This is a genomic window from Aquabacter sp. L1I39, assembly GCF_017742835.1.
Classification (GTDB): domain Bacteria; phylum Pseudomonadota; class Alphaproteobacteria; order Rhizobiales; family Xanthobacteraceae; genus L1I39.
Map to the genome: position 1 here is coordinate 1,024,382 of NZ_CP072392.1, position 17,358 is coordinate 1,041,739.

Sequence of the window (17,358 nt, forward strand, 5' to 3'; positions counted from 1 at the left end):
GACGGCATCCCGCCGTCGGGGGCAAGGGGCGCCCTGGCGATCGAGGACAATGGCCATGCCGGCTCCTTCTGCGCTGCGGAAGTCCGCCCGCCTGCTCACTCCGGCCGCTTGCGCGCTGGCTCTCTTCCTGGTGCCCGCCGCAGGTCGAGCCCAGAGCCTGCCTTCCGACGCCTTCCTCTCCCGCTCCGCCGCGGACAGGGCTCAGCCCGGCCTCCTCGCAGGCCCTATGCGGGCCTTGCGCGTGGCAACGCTGGAGTGGCAGGACCTGCCCGCCTCGCTTGGCGATGGCCCCGTTTCGACCACACCCGCAGAGGTGTTTCCCCCGCCTCTGGTGCTGGGCACGCTCACCAAGGGCACCGAGGCAGCTGCGCCTGCCGATGTGCCGGAGCCGGCATCGCCGGATCTGTTCGGCCCCGAGCCGGTGGCCACCACCGCCTATCTGGAAGTGGCCCTCGACACGCTGCTGACCCTGCCGGGGCTGGTGGACGACACCGCCGAGGACCCGCTTGCGGTCGCGGAAGGCGAGGCACCCGGCCACACGGGACCTGACATCTCCGAGGCCGACGTCCCAACCGAAGCGACCGATCCGGACAAGCCGGGTGTTGCCGCCGAGGATCCCGCGTCCAGCGATGCGGAAACCCAATTGGCCGCCCTGATGGATTCCTGGGGCGCCGACCAGCCGGTGCAGCGGGATGCCAGCCTGATCTTCGGCCGCGACACCCGCCTCTTCCCGGCCCTCGCCTTCCAGCATGCGGAAGGCGAGGAGACCGAGGGCGAGCCGGCGGAGACGGGCGGCATCGTCACCCCCGCCATGCGCCTCAACCTTATGGGTACCGAGCGGGCGCAGGCGGAGAAGTGCCTGGCCGAGGCCATCTATTATGAGAGCCGGGGCGAACCCAAGCGCGGCCAGATTGCCGTGGCGCAGGTGATCATGAACCGGGTCTTCTCCGGCTATTATCCTGCCGATGTGTGCAAGACGGTGTACCAGAACGCTCACCGGCGCCTTGCCTGCCAGTTCACCTTCGCCTGCGACGACGTGCCGGACGTGATCCGCGAACCGGACATGTGGGTCCAGGCCAAGCAGATTTCCGCCGACATGCTGGATGGCAAGCTGTGGCTGCCCAGTGTCGGCCGCGCCACCCACTATCATGCCTATTGGGTGCACCCGCGCTGGGTACGCGAAATGAGAAAGCTCGACAAGATTGGTGTGCACACCTTCTACCGGCCGCAACGTTGGGGCAGTTGAGATATCCCCCCGCGCAGCCTCAAGCCGGAAATAATCCGTTTTACTTCATTGATTTTTCTACTGAACTTCTCTCTCCGCAGGAGAGCGCGGGTGGCGATGACATCTCCGTCTCCCAAAGGCCGGCGACGTGGGGACCGCGGGCAGGCTCACATTTGAGCCGAGCCTCGGCTTCGACTGGTACCGCCTGATCCGCTGCGTTTTCCTTGAAGCCGGTGCGGGGGCGGCTGGGCTGAATGTGGGATCGCAGACCATCGATCTCATCGTGCCATCCGTGGGCGTGCACCAGTCGACCCTGATCGATGCCGGGGCCTTCACGCTCACGCCGGAACTGAGCGCCCGCCACTATTGCAGGCGACACCCGTGTCGGCGCCACCGCCCGCCTGATCGGTGCGCCAGGCCTGTCCTTTACGGTGACGGGACCGGGCCTGGGGCGGAACATCGGCGTGCTGGCCGCCGGTCTGCCGGCGCAGCGGAGCAGCAACCTGAAGGTGCCGGCGCAATATGAGCTGCAGGTTGCCGATGAGCTGACCGCACAGAGCGTCTCGCTCGGCCTGCGAAATACGTGGTGAAGACGCCACGCGCCCCCATGATGGACCCGTGAAACGCAGACGGCCCGGCTTGCGCCGGGCCGTTGCAGGTTCCAGATCCCATGCGGTCAGAGCGTGCCCTGGGCCTCCGCCACGGCCACGGCCGTCATGTTGACGATGCCGCGAGCGGTGATGGAGGGGCCGAGAATGTGCGCCGGCTTGGCGGTGCCCATGAGGATGGGTCCCACCGGCAGGGCGTCGCCCAGCACCTTGATCATGTTGTAGGCAATGTCCGCCGCGTCGAGATCGGGCATCACCAGGACATTGGCAGGGCCGTCGAGGTTGGAAGCCGGGAAGGTGCGCTGGCGGATTTCATCCACCAGAGCGGTGTCCGCCTGCATCTCGCCATCGACCTGAAGGCCAGGGTCGCGCTCGAGGATAAGATCGAGCGCCGCGCGCACCCGCTTGGCGCTGGTGGTCTCGTGGCTGCCGAAGTTGGAATGCGACAGCAGCGCCACCCGCGGCTCGATGCCGAACCGGCGCACATGGGCGGCGGCAAGCACCGTCATTTCGGCGAGGTCAGCCGGGGTGGGCTCGGCCTGGATCTGGGTGTCGCAGATGAAGAAATTGCCCTTTGGCGTGATCAGCAGCGACAGGGCGGCCAGTTCGTTCACCCCCGGCGCGCGGCCGATGATGTCGCGCACATGGCGCAGGTGGCGCATGAAGCGGCCCTCAATGCCACACAGCATGGCGTCCGCCTCGCCCTTGCGCACGGCCAGCGCCGAGATCACGGTCGCCGACGTGCGCACCAGCGTACGGGCCGCATCGGGCGTCACGCCCCGGCGGCCGGCAATCTCCACATAGGAGCGCACGAAGTCGCGATAGCGCGGATCATCCTCGGGATTGATCACGTCGAAATCGACGCCCGGTCGGATGGACAGGCCGAAGCGGTGCAGGCGGGTCTCCAGCACGCCGGGGCGCGCCACCAGGATCGGACGGGCAATGCCCTCTTCCACCACGGCCTGTGCGGCGCGCAGCACGCGCTCGTCCTCGCCCTCCGCATAGATCACGCGCTTCTTTTCCAGCTTCGCCCGCTGGAACAGGGGACGCATGATGAAGCCGGAGCGGAACACGAACTGGTCCAGCTGGTCCACATAGGCTTCCAGGTCGGCGATGGGCCGCGTGGCGACGCCGGTATCCATGGCCGCCTTTGCCACCGCCGGCGCGATGCGCAGGATCAGGCGTGGGTCGAAGGGCGAGGGAATGATGCTGTCCGGACCGAAGGCCCGGGTCTCGCCGCCATAGGCGCGGGCCACCACGTCGGAAGGCGTCTCACGGGCAAGCGCGGCGATGGCTTCCACCGCCGCCATCTTCATTTCCGCGTTGATGTCGGTGGCGCCCACGTCGAGCGCGCCGCGGAAGATGTAGGGGAAGCACAAGACGTTGTTGACCTGGTTCGGGAAGTCCGACCGGCCGGTGCAGATCATGGCGTCGGGGCGCACGGCGCGCGCTTCTTCCGGCATGATCTCGGGATTGGGATTGGCCAGCGCCAGGATCAGCGGCCGCTCGGCCATGCGGGCGACCATCTCCGGCTTCAGCACGCCGCCGGCGGACAGGCCGAGGAAGATGTGGGCGCCGTCAATGACCTCGCCCAGCGAACGGGCGTCGGTCTTCTGGGCATAGATGGACTTGTAGGGGTCCATGAGGGTCTCGCGGCCTTCATAGACCACGCCCTCGATGTCGCAGACCCAGATGTTCTCGCGCTTGGCACCGAGCGTCACCAGCAGGCCGAGGCAGGCGAGCGCCGCCGCGCCGGCACCGGAGACGACGATCTTGAGATCCTCGATCTTGCGGTTGCCGATCTCCAGCGCATTGCGCACGGCGGCGCCGACGATGATGGCGGTGCCATGCTGATCGTCATGGAAGACCGGGATCTTCATGCGCTCGCGCAGGCGCCGCTCCACCTCGAAGCATTCAGGCGCCTTGATGTCTTCCAGGTTGATGCCGCCGAAGGTAGGTTCCAGCGCCGCCACCGTCTCCACCAGATGGTCGATCTCGGTGGCCGCCAACTCGATGTCGAACACATCGATGCCGGCGAACTTCTTAAACAGAACCGCCTTGCCTTCCATGACCGGCTTGGAGGCGAGCGGACCAATATTGCCAAGGCCCAGCACGGCGGTGCCGTTGGACACCACGGCCACCAGGTTCGCGCGGGTGGTCAGTTCGGCGGCCTGGAGCGGATCGGCCTTGATGGCCTCGCACGCGGCCGCCACACCGGGAGAATAGGCGAGAGCAAGGTCGCGCTGGTTGCCGAGTGGCTTGGTGGCCTGGATCTCGAGCTTACCGGGCCGCGGCAGACGGTGGTAAATGAGTGCTCCCGACTTCAGATCGTCGGAAATGTTCGACATGTTGGACGCCATGTCCTCCCCCAACCTTGTGCAGCCGTCGCGCGCGTGGACCTTCAGCGTGCCATCCCAATGGCGCGGCGCCTCACTTGGCGTGCGCCACCGGATCGCACATTAACCCATTGAACAGAGGCCGTTCCCCGCGCACGCCATGATCTCCACCCGATTCAATGTGCGCGGAACCGGCTCTGGAAAAGGGCCGGCACGGTAGCCCCCGCAGGCGGGGATGTCACGGGGTGGAAGTTTGTTTTTCCTGCCACCGCGGCCATTGAGCTTTGCGTGCGGGAAAGGCACGGTGCCGGACGAAAGATGCAGGGACGGGACATGAAGAAGGTTTTGATTGGCATCGGCGCGCTTCTGTTGCTGGCGGGCGGTGCATTCCTCGGCGTGATCGCCTGGAGCAAGTCGCAGGCTGCCGCTCAGGTGGAGCACACATTCGCCGCGCTGCGCCAGAGCGGTGCCACCGCCACCCATGGGGGCGTGGGCTTCGACCTGTTCTCCCGGACCCTTACCATATCGAACATCGCCATCCGCAGCGCGGACGGGTCGAAGTCGGTCAAGATGGCAAGCCTGCTGGCCGACGGCGTCACGCCGGTGGTGTCGGGACGCTTCTCCGCCGAGCGCATCGAGCTGAATGCACTGGAAGTGAGCGTCGACGAGCCTTCGCTCCACCAGAAGACGGTCTACAATGCGCCTGTGGTGCGCATCCGCAGCTTCGAGGGGCCGGCCAATGTGCTCGCCGTTCCCGACGGAACGGGCAAGCACGAGGCGGTGCGCTTCGGCCTCGCCCAGTTCGGGGCGGCCGTGGCCGCGCGGGTGGAGGTGCCGGACCTTGCCGGTCATGTCACCACCACGCCGCCCAAGGACCGCCCCCATATCCTGGACGCCAGCTATCGCCAACTGCTCGCCGAGGGCATCAAGGGCGGCAAGATAGCCACCCTCTCCTTCGATCGCATGTCCTTCGAGAACGTGGCCACCGGCCCCGGGCCCGAGGAGCGCATGAGCGGGCGGCTGGACAATTTCAACGCCTCCGAGATCGATACCACCCCGATCCTGGCCCTGGCCTCCACCGGCGCAACGCACGGGACGGGAGGCGGCTATCGCACCATCTATGGCCGCCTCGCCGCCACCGGCTACAGCCTCACCCAGACCGATGGCCCCACCATGTCGGTGGGGTCCATCCTGGCGGAAGGCGTCGGGCTTGATCCGGCGATCATTTCCTTCAACCGCCTTGATGAACTGGCCGCCCTCTCCCAGGACAGCCGCTCCCTGTCCCCCGACCAGAGCGCACGCCTGTTCGACATTTCGGCGGATGTGCTCAAGGGCGCCGCGCTGGTCTCGGCGGAATTGAAGAACATCAAGGTCGGCGATGCGCAAAGCTCGGTGGAGGTTGACTCCCTCGGCATGCGCAATTTCCGCGACGGCGTCCTGGAGAGCTTCGCCCTGCGGGGACTGCAGGGCAAGACGAGCGATGGCCAGCTCCTGAAGCTGGACGCTTTGGTGCTGAAGGGCTTCAGCCTCACTCCGGTGTTCGCGGTCTCGGCCAAGGCCATGCGCGAGGGGACGGAACCCTCCGTCGAAGCCGGGCTCGCTTTGCTGCAAGGCCTCAGGGGCATCGAGATTTCCGGCCTGTCCTATCCAGAGGAAGCCGGCCAGCCCCCGGTCACGCTCCAGCACCTGGACATGGCCTGGGGCGACTATGTGGGCATGCTGCCGGGGCGGTTCACCCTGAAGGTCTCCCGGCTGGGCGGCCCGATCTCGGAAGGCGACAGCGCCCCCTTCAGCTACCTGGCCAATGCCGGCATGAAGGAGGCGACCCTGGACCTTGATCTCGGCCTTGCCTATGACCGCGCTTCGGGCACCCTCACCCTCGACCCTGCCCGCCTCATGCTGGACAAGGCGGCGACGCTTTCCGCTAAGGCAACGCTCACCAACGTGCCAGCCAGCGCATTCGAGGATCCGGTCACGCTCGTGGCCTCCGCCCCCGCCATCGCGCCTGGGCCCATGACCTTGACGCTCACCGACCATGGCTTGGTGGAAATGGCGGTGCGCGGACAGGCACAGGCGGCGGACCAGACGCCGGAGGCCTTCCGTGACGGCTTCCTGGCCGAACTCACCAAGACCGCCGATCAGGCTGCGCCCGCCTTCCCGTCCGCGCCGGGCATCGCGGCGGCCATCGGCACATTCCTGAAGGATCCCGGCACCCTCACAGTCTCCGTCACGCCGCGCGACGGCGCCCGGCTGATGGATGTGCTCGGCTCCGAACCCTTGTTGGCGCTGCAGAATTTCTCCATCACCGTCACGGCGACGAAGCCTTAGAGCCTGCACCGCTCAGATGGCATCGCCCTCTGAGCGGCTCACGCATTCTCTATCAATGATTTAGCGCCACCTTCGACCGGATCGGATCGGCCTGCGATGCCGTGCGGTCGGCAAATCCGTGCCTTTTCGCGAAGAGAGGGCGCCCGCTCGCAAGGCGGCCCAAGACCCCCGAAACGAAATCGGCCGCCCTCGTCGGGCGGCCGATTCATCTGGGTCAGGGGCCGCCGACCCGCGGCTCACTTCTGCGGCAGGTTCAGGCGGATGTGCAGTTCGCGCAGTTGCTTGGGCGCCACGTCCGAGGGCGCGCCCATGAGCAGGTCGAGCGCCTGCTGGTTCATGGGGAAGAGCGAAATCTCGCGCAGGTTGGTGACGCCGCACAGCAGCATCACGATGCGGTCGATGCCCGCCGCCATGCCGCCATGGGGCGGCGCGCCATACTGGAAGGCCCGGTACATGCCGCCGAACCGCTCCACCACGGTGGCCTCGTCATAGCCGGCCAACTCGAACGCCTTCACCATGGCTTCGGGGCGATGATTGCGGATGCCGCCGGAGGCGATCTCATAGCCGTTGCAGGCGATGTCGTACTGGAACGCCTTGATGGTGAGCGGATCCTGCGACTGCAACGCCTCAAGCCCGCCCTGGGGCATGGAGAAGGGATTGTGGGAGAAGTCGATCTTCTTCTCCTCGTCCGACCACTCATAGAAGGGGAAGTCGACGATCCAGGCTAGCTCGTAGCGGTCGAGGTCGACGAGCTTCAGCTCCTCGCCCACCTTGGTGCGGGCCAGGCCGGCGAATTTGTAGAACTTGGAGGGGTCGCCGGCCACGAAGAAGGCGGCATCGCCGGCTTTCAGACCGAGTTGCTGGCGGATCGCCTCGGTACGCTCGGGACCGATGTTATTAGCGATAGGCCCTTTCCCGACGGCCTCATCAGGGTACTCGACGTTGTAGGGGACGTTCTCGGCTACGCGTCCAGTCAGCGGCTCAACTTCCTTGGCCCAAACCTCGGACTGAATTTTCTTGTCGAAAATCACGTAGCCAAGGCCCGGCTGGCCCTCGCCCTGCGCCCAGCTGTTCATGCGGTCGCAGAAGGCGCGGGAGCCGCCGGTGGGGCCAGGAATGGCCCAGACCTCGTTCTTGGGGTCTTCCAAGAGGCGAGCAAACACCTTGAAGTTGGAGCCCCGGAAGTGCTCCGAGACATTCTGCATGACCAGCGGGTTGCGCAGGTCCGGCTTGTCGGAGCCATACTTGCGCAGGGCCTCCGCATAGGGAATGCGCGGCCAGTTCTGGGTCACCGGCTTGCCGTCGCCGAACTGCTCGAACACGCCGCGGATGACCGGCTCCACCGCCGCGAACACGTCTTCCTGGGTGACGAAGCTCATTTCCAGGTCGAGCTGGTAGAACTCGCCCGGCAGGCGGTCGGCGCGCGGGTCCTCGTCGCGGAAGCAGGGGGCGATCTGGAAGTAGCGGTCGAAGCCGCTCATCATGATCAGCTGCTTATATTGCTGCGGCGCCTGGGGCAGCGCGTAGAACTTGCCGGGATGGATGCGCGAGGGCACCAGGAAGTCGCGCGCGCCTTCCGGCGAGGAGGCGGTCAGGATCGGCGTCTGGAACTCGAAGAAGCCCTGGCCCTTCATGCGCTGGCGCAGGCTGTCGATGATCTGGCCGCGCTTCATGATGTTGCCGTGGATGCGCTCGCGGCGCAGGTCCAGGAAGCGGTAGCGCAGGCGGATGTCTTCCGGATAGTCCTGGTCGCCGAACACCGGCAGCGGCAGTTCCGCCGCCGGGCCGAGCACTTCCAGCTCGGTGGCATAGACCTCCACCTTGCCGGTGGGCAGGTCCGCATTCTCGGTGCCCTCGGGGCGCAGGCGCACCTTGCCGTCGAAGCGCACCACCCATTCCGCGCGCACCTTCTCGGCGGCGGAGAAGGCGGGGCTGTCGGGGTCGATCACCACCTGGGTCAGGCCATAATGGTCCCGAAGGTCGATGAACAGCACGCCGCCATGATCGCGGATGCGATGGCACCAGCCGGAGAGGCGGACGCTTTCGCCAACCTGGGCATCGGTGAGCGCGCCGCAGGTATGAGTGCGGTAGCGGTGCATGGGGCGGACCTTTCGGGCAAATCTCAAATCAAGCGCGCGCCGGCCCTCGCGAGGCTGGAACGCAGGCCGCGGAAGGTGCACGCGGGCCCATCCTTGTCAAGGGCGGCCGGCTGGCGCGGATGAACGAGGCAGGCGAAAGACCGGCTCGGGACAGCCGCTGCCGTTCCGGCACATTTGTTGCGCCTGATCTAGGTGCCGGCGGGCATCCCGTGTAACCTGCAGCGAAGCACGTCCGTTTCACAAGGCTTTCTATGGACGTCCCGCCGGACCATTCCTCCCCTCTGCTGAATGTCACACGACCGCCCGCACCCGGGCGCGCGAAAGGCGTGGTGTGGGTGGCGGCGCTCGGCGCCCTGTTCGCTGTCGCGGCCCTTGCGACCGCCGCGATCATGGTCCTGTCCCTGGAACGCCATGCGGTGGCAGACCGCCAGCGGGAGATGGCCAACCTTGCCTTGACACTTTCGGAACAGACCGCCCGGGCCTTCGAGGCGCTCGAACTGGTCCAGCTGTCCGTGGTGGATTTCATCGCTGCCGCCGGCGTCACCGACCGGGACGGGCTGCAACGGGCCGTTTCCACCATGGCGATGCACCAGACGCTGCGCGAGAAGATCGACGCCTTGCCCTATGTGGATGCGGTCACCATCATCGACGAGAACGGCAAGCTGCTGAATTTCTCGCGCTATTGGCCCATCCCGCCGGTCAACATCTCGGACCGAGACTATTTCATCGCCCTGAAGTCCATGACCGGGCCCGACACCTTCATCTCGGTGCCGGTGCCCAATCGCGGCACGGGCACCATGACCATCTATCTCGCCCGTCGCTTCACCACGCCGGATGGCAAGTTCCTCGGCCTCGTGCTCGGCGCCATGGAACAGGCCTATTTCGAGAACTTCTTCGGCGCCATCAATCTGGGCCGGGACGGCGCCATCCTGCTGGCGCGCGACGACGGCGCTTATCTGGCGAGCCATCCCCACCTTGTGCCCCCGGCCGGCCTTGCGGAACAGCGCCAGGAGCGGGCCCGCGACATCCTCGCGCAGCGCGGGCCGCAGATCGCTCCGCCGGGCCTCGTGGACGACAAGGAGCGGCTGGTGGCGGTGAACAGCCCCGAACGCTATCCCATGGCCGTCATGGTGACGGATACCCTTTCGGCCGTGCAGCGTTCCGTACGGCCCCAGGCTTGGGCCATCCTCACCGGTGCGGTCCTCCTGTGCCTCGTCATCGGCGGCCTGGTGGTGGTGGCCATCCGGTTCCTGCGCTCCCAGCACAACTTTGCCGCCACCGCCCATTACACGGCCCGGCACGATCCGCTCACATCCCTCCCCAACCGCCTGCTTCTGGGCGAGCGCATCGCGCAGGCCCTAGGGCAGGGCGAGGCCAGCTTTCCGCTTGCGGTGCTGTTCCTGGACCTCGACTACTTCAAGTCCATCAACGACACGCTCGGGCATGCGGTGGGCGATGCGCTGCTGCAAGCGGTGGCGCGCCGCATTGAGGGATGCGTCGGCGCCGATGCCACCGTTTCGCGCCTGGGAGGCGACGAGTTTGCCATCCTTCACCCCCGCACCGACGCCGACGCCGCCCTGGCCCTGGCAGAGCGGCTGCTCGCCGCCATCCGCGCACCCTTCGTGGTGGAGCGTCACCGGGTGATTGCAGGTGGCAGCATCGGTGTCGCGGTCGCCCCCGAGCACGGAGAAACCACAACGGACCTCCTGAAAAATGCCGACCTTGCCCTCTACCGCGCCAAAGGTGACGGGCGGGGCCAAGCCCGCGTGTTCCATCGGGAAATGGAGCGCAACGCCCTGACCCGCCGCACGCTGGAGCTCGATCTCGACGCGGCGTGGCGGGAGGGCCTGTTCTGCCTCCAATACCAACCCATCTTCGCCATCCACGACCAACGTTTGGTGGCCTTTGAGGCCTTGCTGCGGTGGCGGCACCCGAGCCGGGGCCTCGTGAGCCCCGGCAGCTTCATTGCCGTGCTGGAGGAAACCGGCCTCGTGATCCCCGTCGGGGCCTGGGTGCTGGAACAGGCCTGCCGCGCGGCGATGCAGTGGCCGGAACAGATGCGCGTGGCTGTCAACCTCTCCCCGATCCAGTTCCGCGGCAACCTCGCCAGCCAGCAAGTCACCAATGCGCTGCGCCAGTCCGGCCTGCAGCCGCACCGCCTAGAGGTGGAGATCACCGAGACCGCCCTTCTGGATGAGAGCGATGCGGCCGAGGCCGCCTTTGAAAGCTTCCGGGCCCAGGGCATTTCGGTGGCGCTCGACGATTTCGGTACCGGCTATTCCTCCATGTCCTATCTGCGCCGGCTCACCTTCAGCCGAATCAAGATCGATCAGACCTTCATTGAGGGCCTTGAGCAGGGCGGGCAGGGCCATGCCATCGTGCGCGCCATGATCGGCCTCGCGCAGGCCCTGAAGGTGGAGATCACTGCCGAGGGGGTGGAGCGGCAGGAGCAGCTGGAAATCCTGCGCACAGAAGGCTGCACCCATGTGCAAGGCTTTCTGCTTGGCCGCCCCATGGGGGAAGAGGAAGCCGCGACGCTCGCCATGCGCATGGCTCGTTGACGATCACAGCAATCTGGCTCTTTCGCGGCAGCATCAAGGTCCGTTATGTTGTGTCCATGGAGCTGATCACCACCACTGAAGCCCTCGCTGCCGCCTGCGAGCGTTTCGCCCGCCACGATTTCGTCACCGTCGACACGGAATTCCTGCGCGAGACGACCTTTTGGCCGAAGCTCTGCGTGGTTCAGGTCGCGTCGCCCGACGAGGCTATCGTCGTCGATGCCTTGGCCGAGGGGATGGACCTCTCCCCCTTCTTCGCCCTCATGGCCAATGAGCAGGTGATGAAGGCCTTCCATGCCGGGCGGCAGGACATCGAGATCATCTGGCATCTGGCCGGCATCATCCCCCACCCGGTGTTCGACACGCAGGTGGCGGCCATGGTACTGGGCTATGGTGACAGCATCTCCTACGACCAATTGGTGCAGCGCATTTGCGGGCACGCGCTCGACAAGTCCTCGCGCTTTACCGACTGGTCCCGCCGGCCGCTCTCCCCCTCCCAGCTGACCTATGCGGTGGCGGACGTCACGCACCTGCGGGAGGTCTATCTCACGCTGCTGCAAGACCTCCAGGCCCGCGGCCGGGCCGAGTGGGTGGGGGAGGAAATGCACGTACTGACCTCGCCGGATACCTATCGCCAGGATCCGGAGAGCGCGTGGGAGCGCCTGAAGTCGCGCGTCCGAAAGCCCCGAGAACTCGCTGTTCTCATCGAGGTGGCGGCCTGGCGCGAACGGGAAGCCCAGACCCGGGACCTGCCGCGCGGGCGAATCATCAAGGACGAAGTGATCGGCGAGATCGCCACCCAGCAGCCCCAGACGCCCGAAAAGCTCGCCGAACTGCGCTCCCTGCCCAAGGGCTTCGAGCGCTCGCGCTATGGTGAGGCGGTGCTTGAGGCGGTGAAGCGCGGCCTCGCCCGCGATCCGCGCACCTTGCCCCGCATTGAGCGGGACAAGCCCTTGCCCAACGGCGCTTCCGCCACGGTGGAACTGCTGAAGGTGCTGCTGCGCATGACGGCGGAGCAGAATGCGGTGGCCGCCAAGGTCATCGCCACCACGGACGATCTGGAGCGGATTGCGGTGGACGATGACGCCCCCGTCCAGGCCATGCGCGGCTGGCGCCGAGAATTGTTCGGGGAACGGGCCCTCGCGCTGAAGTCCGGGCGGCTCGCTTTGGCCGTGGAGCGCGGCCGGGTGGTGGCGGTGGAGCGGGAAAAGGTGGACGCCTGAGGGAAGATCCCAAGGCGCACCCTGAACGAGGCTTGGGGCTTCTGAGCCGCCCATGCCCCACAAACTCAACGCACACGCCGCCGCTGTCTGCGCACGCCCTGCCCCCAAAGGGCGGCGGCACGCACGAGGGACGCGGCGCCGCTCGGCGCGCTTTCGCGCGCCCCCTCCCCGTCAGTGGGGGCCGGTGAAGATGATCGCCGCGACGATGATGCCGTAGGCCACGGAGAACATCACCCAATCCCGCCAGGATTGAGCAACGCGGCCCGTCCGCGCGCCGCTGCACGCGGCCGGGCCGACGGTCCCGAGGGAACGGCGGGGGAGCAGCACATCAGCAGCGCGACGAGACATTCCATATCTCCGATGGAGTTTATGGAGCCATAATTCATTTCCCTGTGTTTATTGTCAATATAACATATTATTTTTGTTATTTACCTTCAAAGACAGCCGCACGCTTCTGCACGAAGGCGGCGGCGCCCTCGGCGAAATCCGCCGTGCCGGCACAGGAGAGGAAGGACTGCCGTTCCGCCTCCAATTGCTCCGGCAAGCTGTGCTGGAGCGAGCCACGCAGCAGCGCCTTGATCTTCCCATAAGCGTAGGTCGGTCCGGCGGCGAGCCGCGTCACCAGCGCATCCACTTCGGCCGCGAGGCGCTCCTGGGGCACCACCTTGTTCACAAGCCCCAGGCGCAGGGCCTCGGCCGCATCGACCACATCGGAGAGAAGCGCCATCTCCATGGCGCGGCGCAGCCCCACCACACGGGGCAAGCTCCAGGAGGCGCCGCCATCCGGGCTTGTGCCGATGCGGCTATAGGCGAGCGTGAACTTGGCATCCTCGGCGGCTATGGCGAGGTCCGCCGCCAAGGCGACGCTGAGGCCGGCGCCGGCCACAGGGCCATGCAAGGCCGCCACCACCGGCGCGCGCAAGGTCGTGAGCTGCGTCATGGCCCGGTGGAACGGACCGATGATGGAATCCACCACGGACGGCGCATCGGCGCCCGCCGCATGGAAGCGCCCCACATCGCCCCCCGCCAGGAAGCCGCGCCCCTCGCCCGACAGCACCACCACACGCACGGAAGGATCGTCAGCCACCTGCGCCACCACATCGGCGAAGGCCAGGATCATGCTTTCATTCAGGGCATTCAGAACCTGGGGCCGGTTGAAGCGGATGCGCGCGACGCCGCCTTCCCTTTGCAACAGAATGGTCTCGGCGTCCGACATGCGATCCTCCCGGCATGATGATGCGGCTCAAGCCGCTTGGCCGAAGGCTGCACCATGGTCCGCAAGCGGGCAAGGCCGCCGTCCCTCCCCGCTCGCGCGACCGCAGGCCGCAGCCGAAGGCGGCCTTGCCAAGCTCGCGCCGGACCTCCAAGGTCAGCCCAACAATGACTGGAGGACCAACGCCCATGCCCTTGCCGGCCCAGCTTGAAGGACGCCTGAAGGCGCCCATCGTCGCCGCCCCCATGTTCCTGGTCTCGAATCCGGACCTGGTCGTGGAAACCTGTCGCAGCGGCCTGTTGGGCACCTTCCCCGCCCTCAACCAGCGCAGCACCGAGGGCTATGCGGATTGGCTCGACGAGATCAATGGCCGCCTCGCGGATGCGCCGGATGCCGCGCCGTTCGGCGTCAATCTCATCGTCCACCGTTCCAACACCCGACTGGAGGCCGACCTGAAGGTGACGGTGGACCGCAAGGTGCCGCTGGTCATCACTTCGCTCGGCGCCGTGCCGGACGTGGTTAAGGCGGTGCATTCCTATGGCGGGCTGGTGTTCCATGACGTCATCAACCGCCGCCATGCGGAAAAGGCGGCGGAAGCGGGGGTGGACGGCATCATCGCCGTATGCGCCGGAGCCGGCGGACATGCGGGGACGCTCAGCCCCTTCGCCCTGGTGCCGGAGATCCGCGCCATCTTTTCAGGGACCATTCTGCTGTCGGGCGCCATGTCCACGGGCGCCCATGTGGCCGCCGCCCGCCTTCTGGGGGCAGACCTCGCCTATCTCGGCACCCGCTTCATCGCCACGCGCGAGAGCGCGGCGCCGGACGGCTACAAGGCCATGCTGATGGAGGCGCGCGCCGCCGATATCCTCTACACGCCCTCCATTTCCGGCGTGAACGCCAACTTCCTGACCCCCTCCATCGTTGCGGCAGGTCTTAATCCCAATGCCCTGCCGGACCATGCCACCCTCGACCTAAATCACGAGGCACGGGCGTGGAAGAACGTCTGGTCGGCCGGCCAAGGGGTCGGTTCGGTGCTCGACACGCCCCCCACCGCAGAGCTTTGCCAGCGCCTGATCGCCGAATTCGAAGCCGCCAAGAGCGCCGCCGCACGCTTGTGAGCGCAACCGTCCCGGCCGCCCGCCGACGATGGCGGGCGGCCTTTCTTGCCGGCTTATTTCACATTAATTACGTGCATTTTTTGACATTGAACATCGGGTTCAAATATTCTACTTTCATTTGGATATGAATTCCATATCAACATATATATGACGTGATTTATCGGAAAGCCGGCAGCATGACGTCCCCGCTCCAGCAGAAGCTGAAGATCACAGGCCCAACGGTCATCACCGCCAACCGGCTCGCTGATGGCGTGGTGGTGTGGCTGACCGAGGACCATGCCTGGTCCACGCGGCTCGCGGACGCAGCCGTGGTGAACACTTCGGACGCAGCGCTCCGTCTTTTGAATGTCGCGAATGCGGATGAAAACACGGCCGTGGGCGCCTACCCCGCGCGGGTGGCGACCGAAGGGGACGACATCCGCCCGGGCAATCTGCGGGAACGCATCCGGGTCTCCGGTCCCACCATCGCCTTTTCACACTCCGCCTGAGCCGCGGGACCGGAACCCCATCATGTATGTCTATGACGAGTTCGACCGCGCATTCCTCCAGGACCGGGTCCGCGAGTTTCGCGAGCAGGTGGAGCGCCGCCTTTCGGGCGCGCTCAATGAGGAGGAGTTCAAGCCGCTTCGCCTCATGAACGGGGTCTATCTCCAGCTCCACGCTTATATGCTGCGCATCGCCATTCCCTACGGCACCCTGTCGTCGGACCAGATGCGCGCATTGGCTCATGTGGCGCGGACCTATGACCGCGGCTATGGCCACTTCACCACGCGGCAGAACATCCAGTTCAATTGGATCAAGCTCGACGAACTGCCCGATGCCATGGACGACCTGGCCAAGGCCGGCATGCACGGCCTCCAGACCTCCGGCAACTGCATCCGCAACACCACCACCGATCCCTGGGCTGGGGCGACGGTGGAGGAGATCGAGGATCCCCGCCTCTATGCGGAGGTGATCCGCCAGTGGTCGACCCTGCACCCGGAATTCACCTATCTGCCCCGCAAATTCAAGATCGCCATCACCGCCGCCAAGCATGACCGGGCCGCCATCCGCGTGCACGATATCGGCCTGCGGCTGCACAAGCGGGACGGCCAGACTGGCTTTGAAGTCATTGTCGGCGGCGGGCTGGGGCGCACCCCTTTCATCGGCAAGACCATCCGAGACTTCCTGCCCAAGGAAGACCTGCTCTCCTATCTGGAAGCGATCCTGCGGGTCTATAATTCCGGCGGCCGGCGCGACAACATCTACAAGGCCCGCATCAAGATCCAGGTGCACGAGGTGGGGACGCAGGAGTTCTCCCGCCGCGTGGAGGAGGAGTGGGCGCAGATCCGCGACGGCGCCCTGCGGCTCGACGAGGCCGCCCTCGACACCATCCGCGACCGCTTCCGCACGCCCGATTTCGAGCCCCTCGCGAACGCCCCCGCCGCCCTCGAAGCGGCCAAGGCGGACGCCGATTTCCGGCGCTGGTACGAGAATGCAGTGACCGCGCACAAGGTGCCCGGCCATGCCATCGTCACCGTCTCGCTGAAGCCGGTGGGCGGACCTCCCGGCGATGCCACGGCCGAGCAGATGGACGGCATTGCCGACCTTGCCGACCGCTTCGGCTATGGCGAGATCCGGGTGGCGCACGAGCAGAACCTGACGCTGCCCCATGTGCGCCAGAAGGATCTTCCCGAGTTGTGGCGGGCGCTGAAGGACCTCGGCCTTGCGACCCCCAATGTGGGCCTGATCTCCGACATCATCGCCTGCCCGGGCCTTGATTATTGCTCGCTGGCCAATACCCGCTCCATTCCGCTCGCCCAGCGCCTGTCCGAGCGCTTCGCGGACGAGGCAAGGGCCGGCGAGATCGGCCGCATGCACGTCAACATTTCCGGCTGCATCAATGCCTGCGGCCACCACCATGTGGGCCATATCGGCATTCTCGGCGTCGAGAAGAAGGACGAGGAATTCTATCAGATCACCCTCGGCGGCAAGGGCAACCACAAGGCCCGGCTGGGCGAACTGCTCGGCCCGGCGGTGTCGGAAACCGAGGTGGTGGATGTGGTGGAGCGTCTCGTCGACACCTATCTGGAGCTGCGCTCCGGCCCGGCGGAACCGTTCGTCTCGGTGGTCCAGCGCCTGGGCATCGAACCCTTCAAGGAGCGCGCCTATGCCTCTCGTTAAGAACGGGGCCGTGGTGCCCGATGCCTTCACGCACACCGATGCGCAGAGCGCCTTGCCCGAAGGGCCGGTGATCGTGCCCCTGAGCCGGTTGCTTGCCGAGCACGAGACCCTTCTCGGCGGCAATCGCCCGGTGGGCGTTGCGGTCTCGAACGACGCGGACGTCACGACGCTCGCGCCCTTCATCGACGCCTTGTCGGTGGTGGTGCTGAGCTTTCCCAAGTTCCGCGACGGGCGTGCCTATAGCCAGGCCCGCCTCCTGCGCGAGCGACTGCGGTATGGCGGCGAGCTCAGGGCCAGCGGGAACGTCCTGCGCGACCAGATCCTGCTGATGGCCCGCTGCGGCTTCGACGCCTTCGAGATCGACAAACCCTCCGATGTAGGGGCCTTCGCCTCTGCGCTCGCCACCTATTCGGTCTTCTACCAGCCCACCGGCGATGGCCGCGCGATCGCGCTCGACCTGCGCCGGCGGCCCCTCCAAGGCGCCTGA

14 protein-coding genes are annotated in these 17,358 nt (G+C 66.4%); 10 read left to right on the forward strand and 4 right to left on the reverse strand.

Annotated elements, in window-relative coordinates:
• Window positions 1-55 precede the first annotated feature (55 nt).
• The 3 genes from J5J86_RS04505 to J5J86_RS24555 all read left to right on the forward strand — a co-directional run bounded on the left by J5J86_RS04505 (window position 56) and on the right by J5J86_RS24555 (window position 1,815).
• Entirely contained in the window at window positions 56-1,246 is a 1,191-nt protein-coding gene (locus J5J86_RS04505; protein ID WP_247658048.1) for a cell wall hydrolase, read from the forward strand.
• A 127-nt stretch (window positions 1,247-1,373) separates the two neighbouring features.
• Window positions 1,374-1,751 (forward strand): autotransporter domain-containing protein, encoded by a 378-nt coding sequence (locus J5J86_RS24665; RefSeq protein WP_209103696.1) that lies wholly within the window; start codon window positions 1,374-1,376, stop codon window positions 1,749-1,751.
• A complete protein-coding gene (locus J5J86_RS24555) occupies window positions 1,690-1,815 on the forward strand; it encodes a hypothetical protein (protein ID WP_256437080.1) in 126 nt (41 codons plus the stop codon). Before J5J86_RS24665 ends, J5J86_RS24555 begins: the two co-directional genes overlap by 62 nt.
• Before the next feature lie 86 nt (window positions 1,816-1,901).
• Here J5J86_RS24555 and J5J86_RS04515 read toward each other — a convergent pair whose 3' ends face one another.
• Complete coding sequence (locus J5J86_RS04515) at window positions 1,902-4,181, reverse strand: NADP-dependent malic enzyme (RefSeq protein ID WP_274706729.1); 2,280 nt, start codon at window positions 4,179-4,181, stop codon at window positions 1,902-1,904.
• A 321-nt stretch (window positions 4,182-4,502) separates the two neighbouring features.
• On the opposite strand from J5J86_RS04515, the gene J5J86_RS04520 reads away from it, so the two are divergent.
• The gene (locus J5J86_RS04520; protein ID WP_209103697.1) at window positions 4,503-6,497 is read left to right on the forward strand and encodes a hypothetical protein; all 1,995 of its coding nucleotides are present in this window, start codon (window positions 4,503-4,505) and stop codon (window positions 6,495-6,497) included.
• A 236-nt stretch (window positions 6,498-6,733) separates the two neighbouring features.
• On the opposite strand, the gene aspS is transcribed toward J5J86_RS04520, so the two are convergent.
• A complete protein-coding gene (aspS, locus tag J5J86_RS04525) occupies window positions 6,734-8,596 on the reverse strand; it encodes an aspartate--tRNA ligase (protein ID WP_209103698.1) in 1,863 nt (620 codons plus the stop codon).
• A 251-nt stretch (window positions 8,597-8,847) separates the two neighbouring features.
• Here aspS and J5J86_RS04530 point away from each other — a divergent pair, with 251 nt between their 5' ends.
• Together J5J86_RS04530 and rnd are read left to right on the forward strand one after the other, a co-directional pair.
• Window positions 8,848-11,157, forward strand: coding sequence for a bifunctional diguanylate cyclase/phosphodiesterase (locus tag J5J86_RS04530; protein WP_209103699.1), 2,310 nt, complete (start codon window positions 8,848-8,850; stop codon window positions 11,155-11,157).
• Between the two features lie 56 nt (window positions 11,158-11,213).
• Window positions 11,214-12,377: a ribonuclease D gene (rnd, locus tag J5J86_RS04535; protein WP_209105237.1), complete on the forward strand. Its 1,164-nt coding sequence runs from the start codon at window positions 11,214-11,216 to the stop codon at window positions 12,375-12,377.
• Window positions 12,378-12,548: 171 nt separating this feature from the next.
• Here rnd and J5J86_RS04540 read toward each other — a convergent pair whose 3' ends face one another.
• Window positions 12,549-12,725 (reverse strand): hypothetical protein, encoded by a 177-nt coding sequence (locus J5J86_RS04540; protein WP_209103700.1) that lies wholly within the window; start codon window positions 12,723-12,725, stop codon window positions 12,549-12,551.
• A 76-nt stretch (window positions 12,726-12,801) separates the two neighbouring features.
• Window positions 12,802-13,593: an enoyl-CoA hydratase-related protein gene (locus J5J86_RS04545; protein ID WP_209103701.1), complete on the reverse strand. Its 792-nt coding sequence runs from the start codon at window positions 13,591-13,593 to the stop codon at window positions 12,802-12,804.
• A 185-nt stretch (window positions 13,594-13,778) separates the two neighbouring features.
• Between J5J86_RS04545 and J5J86_RS04550 the strand changes: the two genes are divergently transcribed.
• The 4 genes from J5J86_RS04550 to J5J86_RS04565 all read left to right on the forward strand — a co-directional run bounded on the left by J5J86_RS04550 (window position 13,779) and on the right by J5J86_RS04565 (window position 17,358).
• Window positions 13,779-14,708, forward strand: a complete 930-nt coding sequence (locus tag J5J86_RS04550) for an NAD(P)H-dependent flavin oxidoreductase (protein ID WP_209103702.1) — start codon at window positions 13,779-13,781, stop codon at window positions 14,706-14,708.
• Window positions 14,709-14,884: 176 nt separating this feature from the next.
• Window positions 14,885-15,196: a DUF2849 domain-containing protein gene (locus tag J5J86_RS04555; protein WP_209103703.1), complete on the forward strand. Its 312-nt coding sequence runs from the start codon at window positions 14,885-14,887 to the stop codon at window positions 15,194-15,196.
• A 22-nt stretch (window positions 15,197-15,218) separates the two neighbouring features.
• Window positions 15,219-16,871 (forward strand): nitrite/sulfite reductase, encoded by a 1,653-nt coding sequence (locus J5J86_RS04560; RefSeq protein ID WP_209103704.1) that lies wholly within the window; start codon window positions 15,219-15,221, stop codon window positions 16,869-16,871.
• Window positions 16,858-17,358, forward strand: a complete 501-nt coding sequence (locus J5J86_RS04565; protein WP_209103705.1) for a DUF934 domain-containing protein — start codon at window positions 16,858-16,860, stop codon at window positions 17,356-17,358. The genes J5J86_RS04560 and J5J86_RS04565 overlap by 14 nt, the downstream gene beginning before the upstream one ends.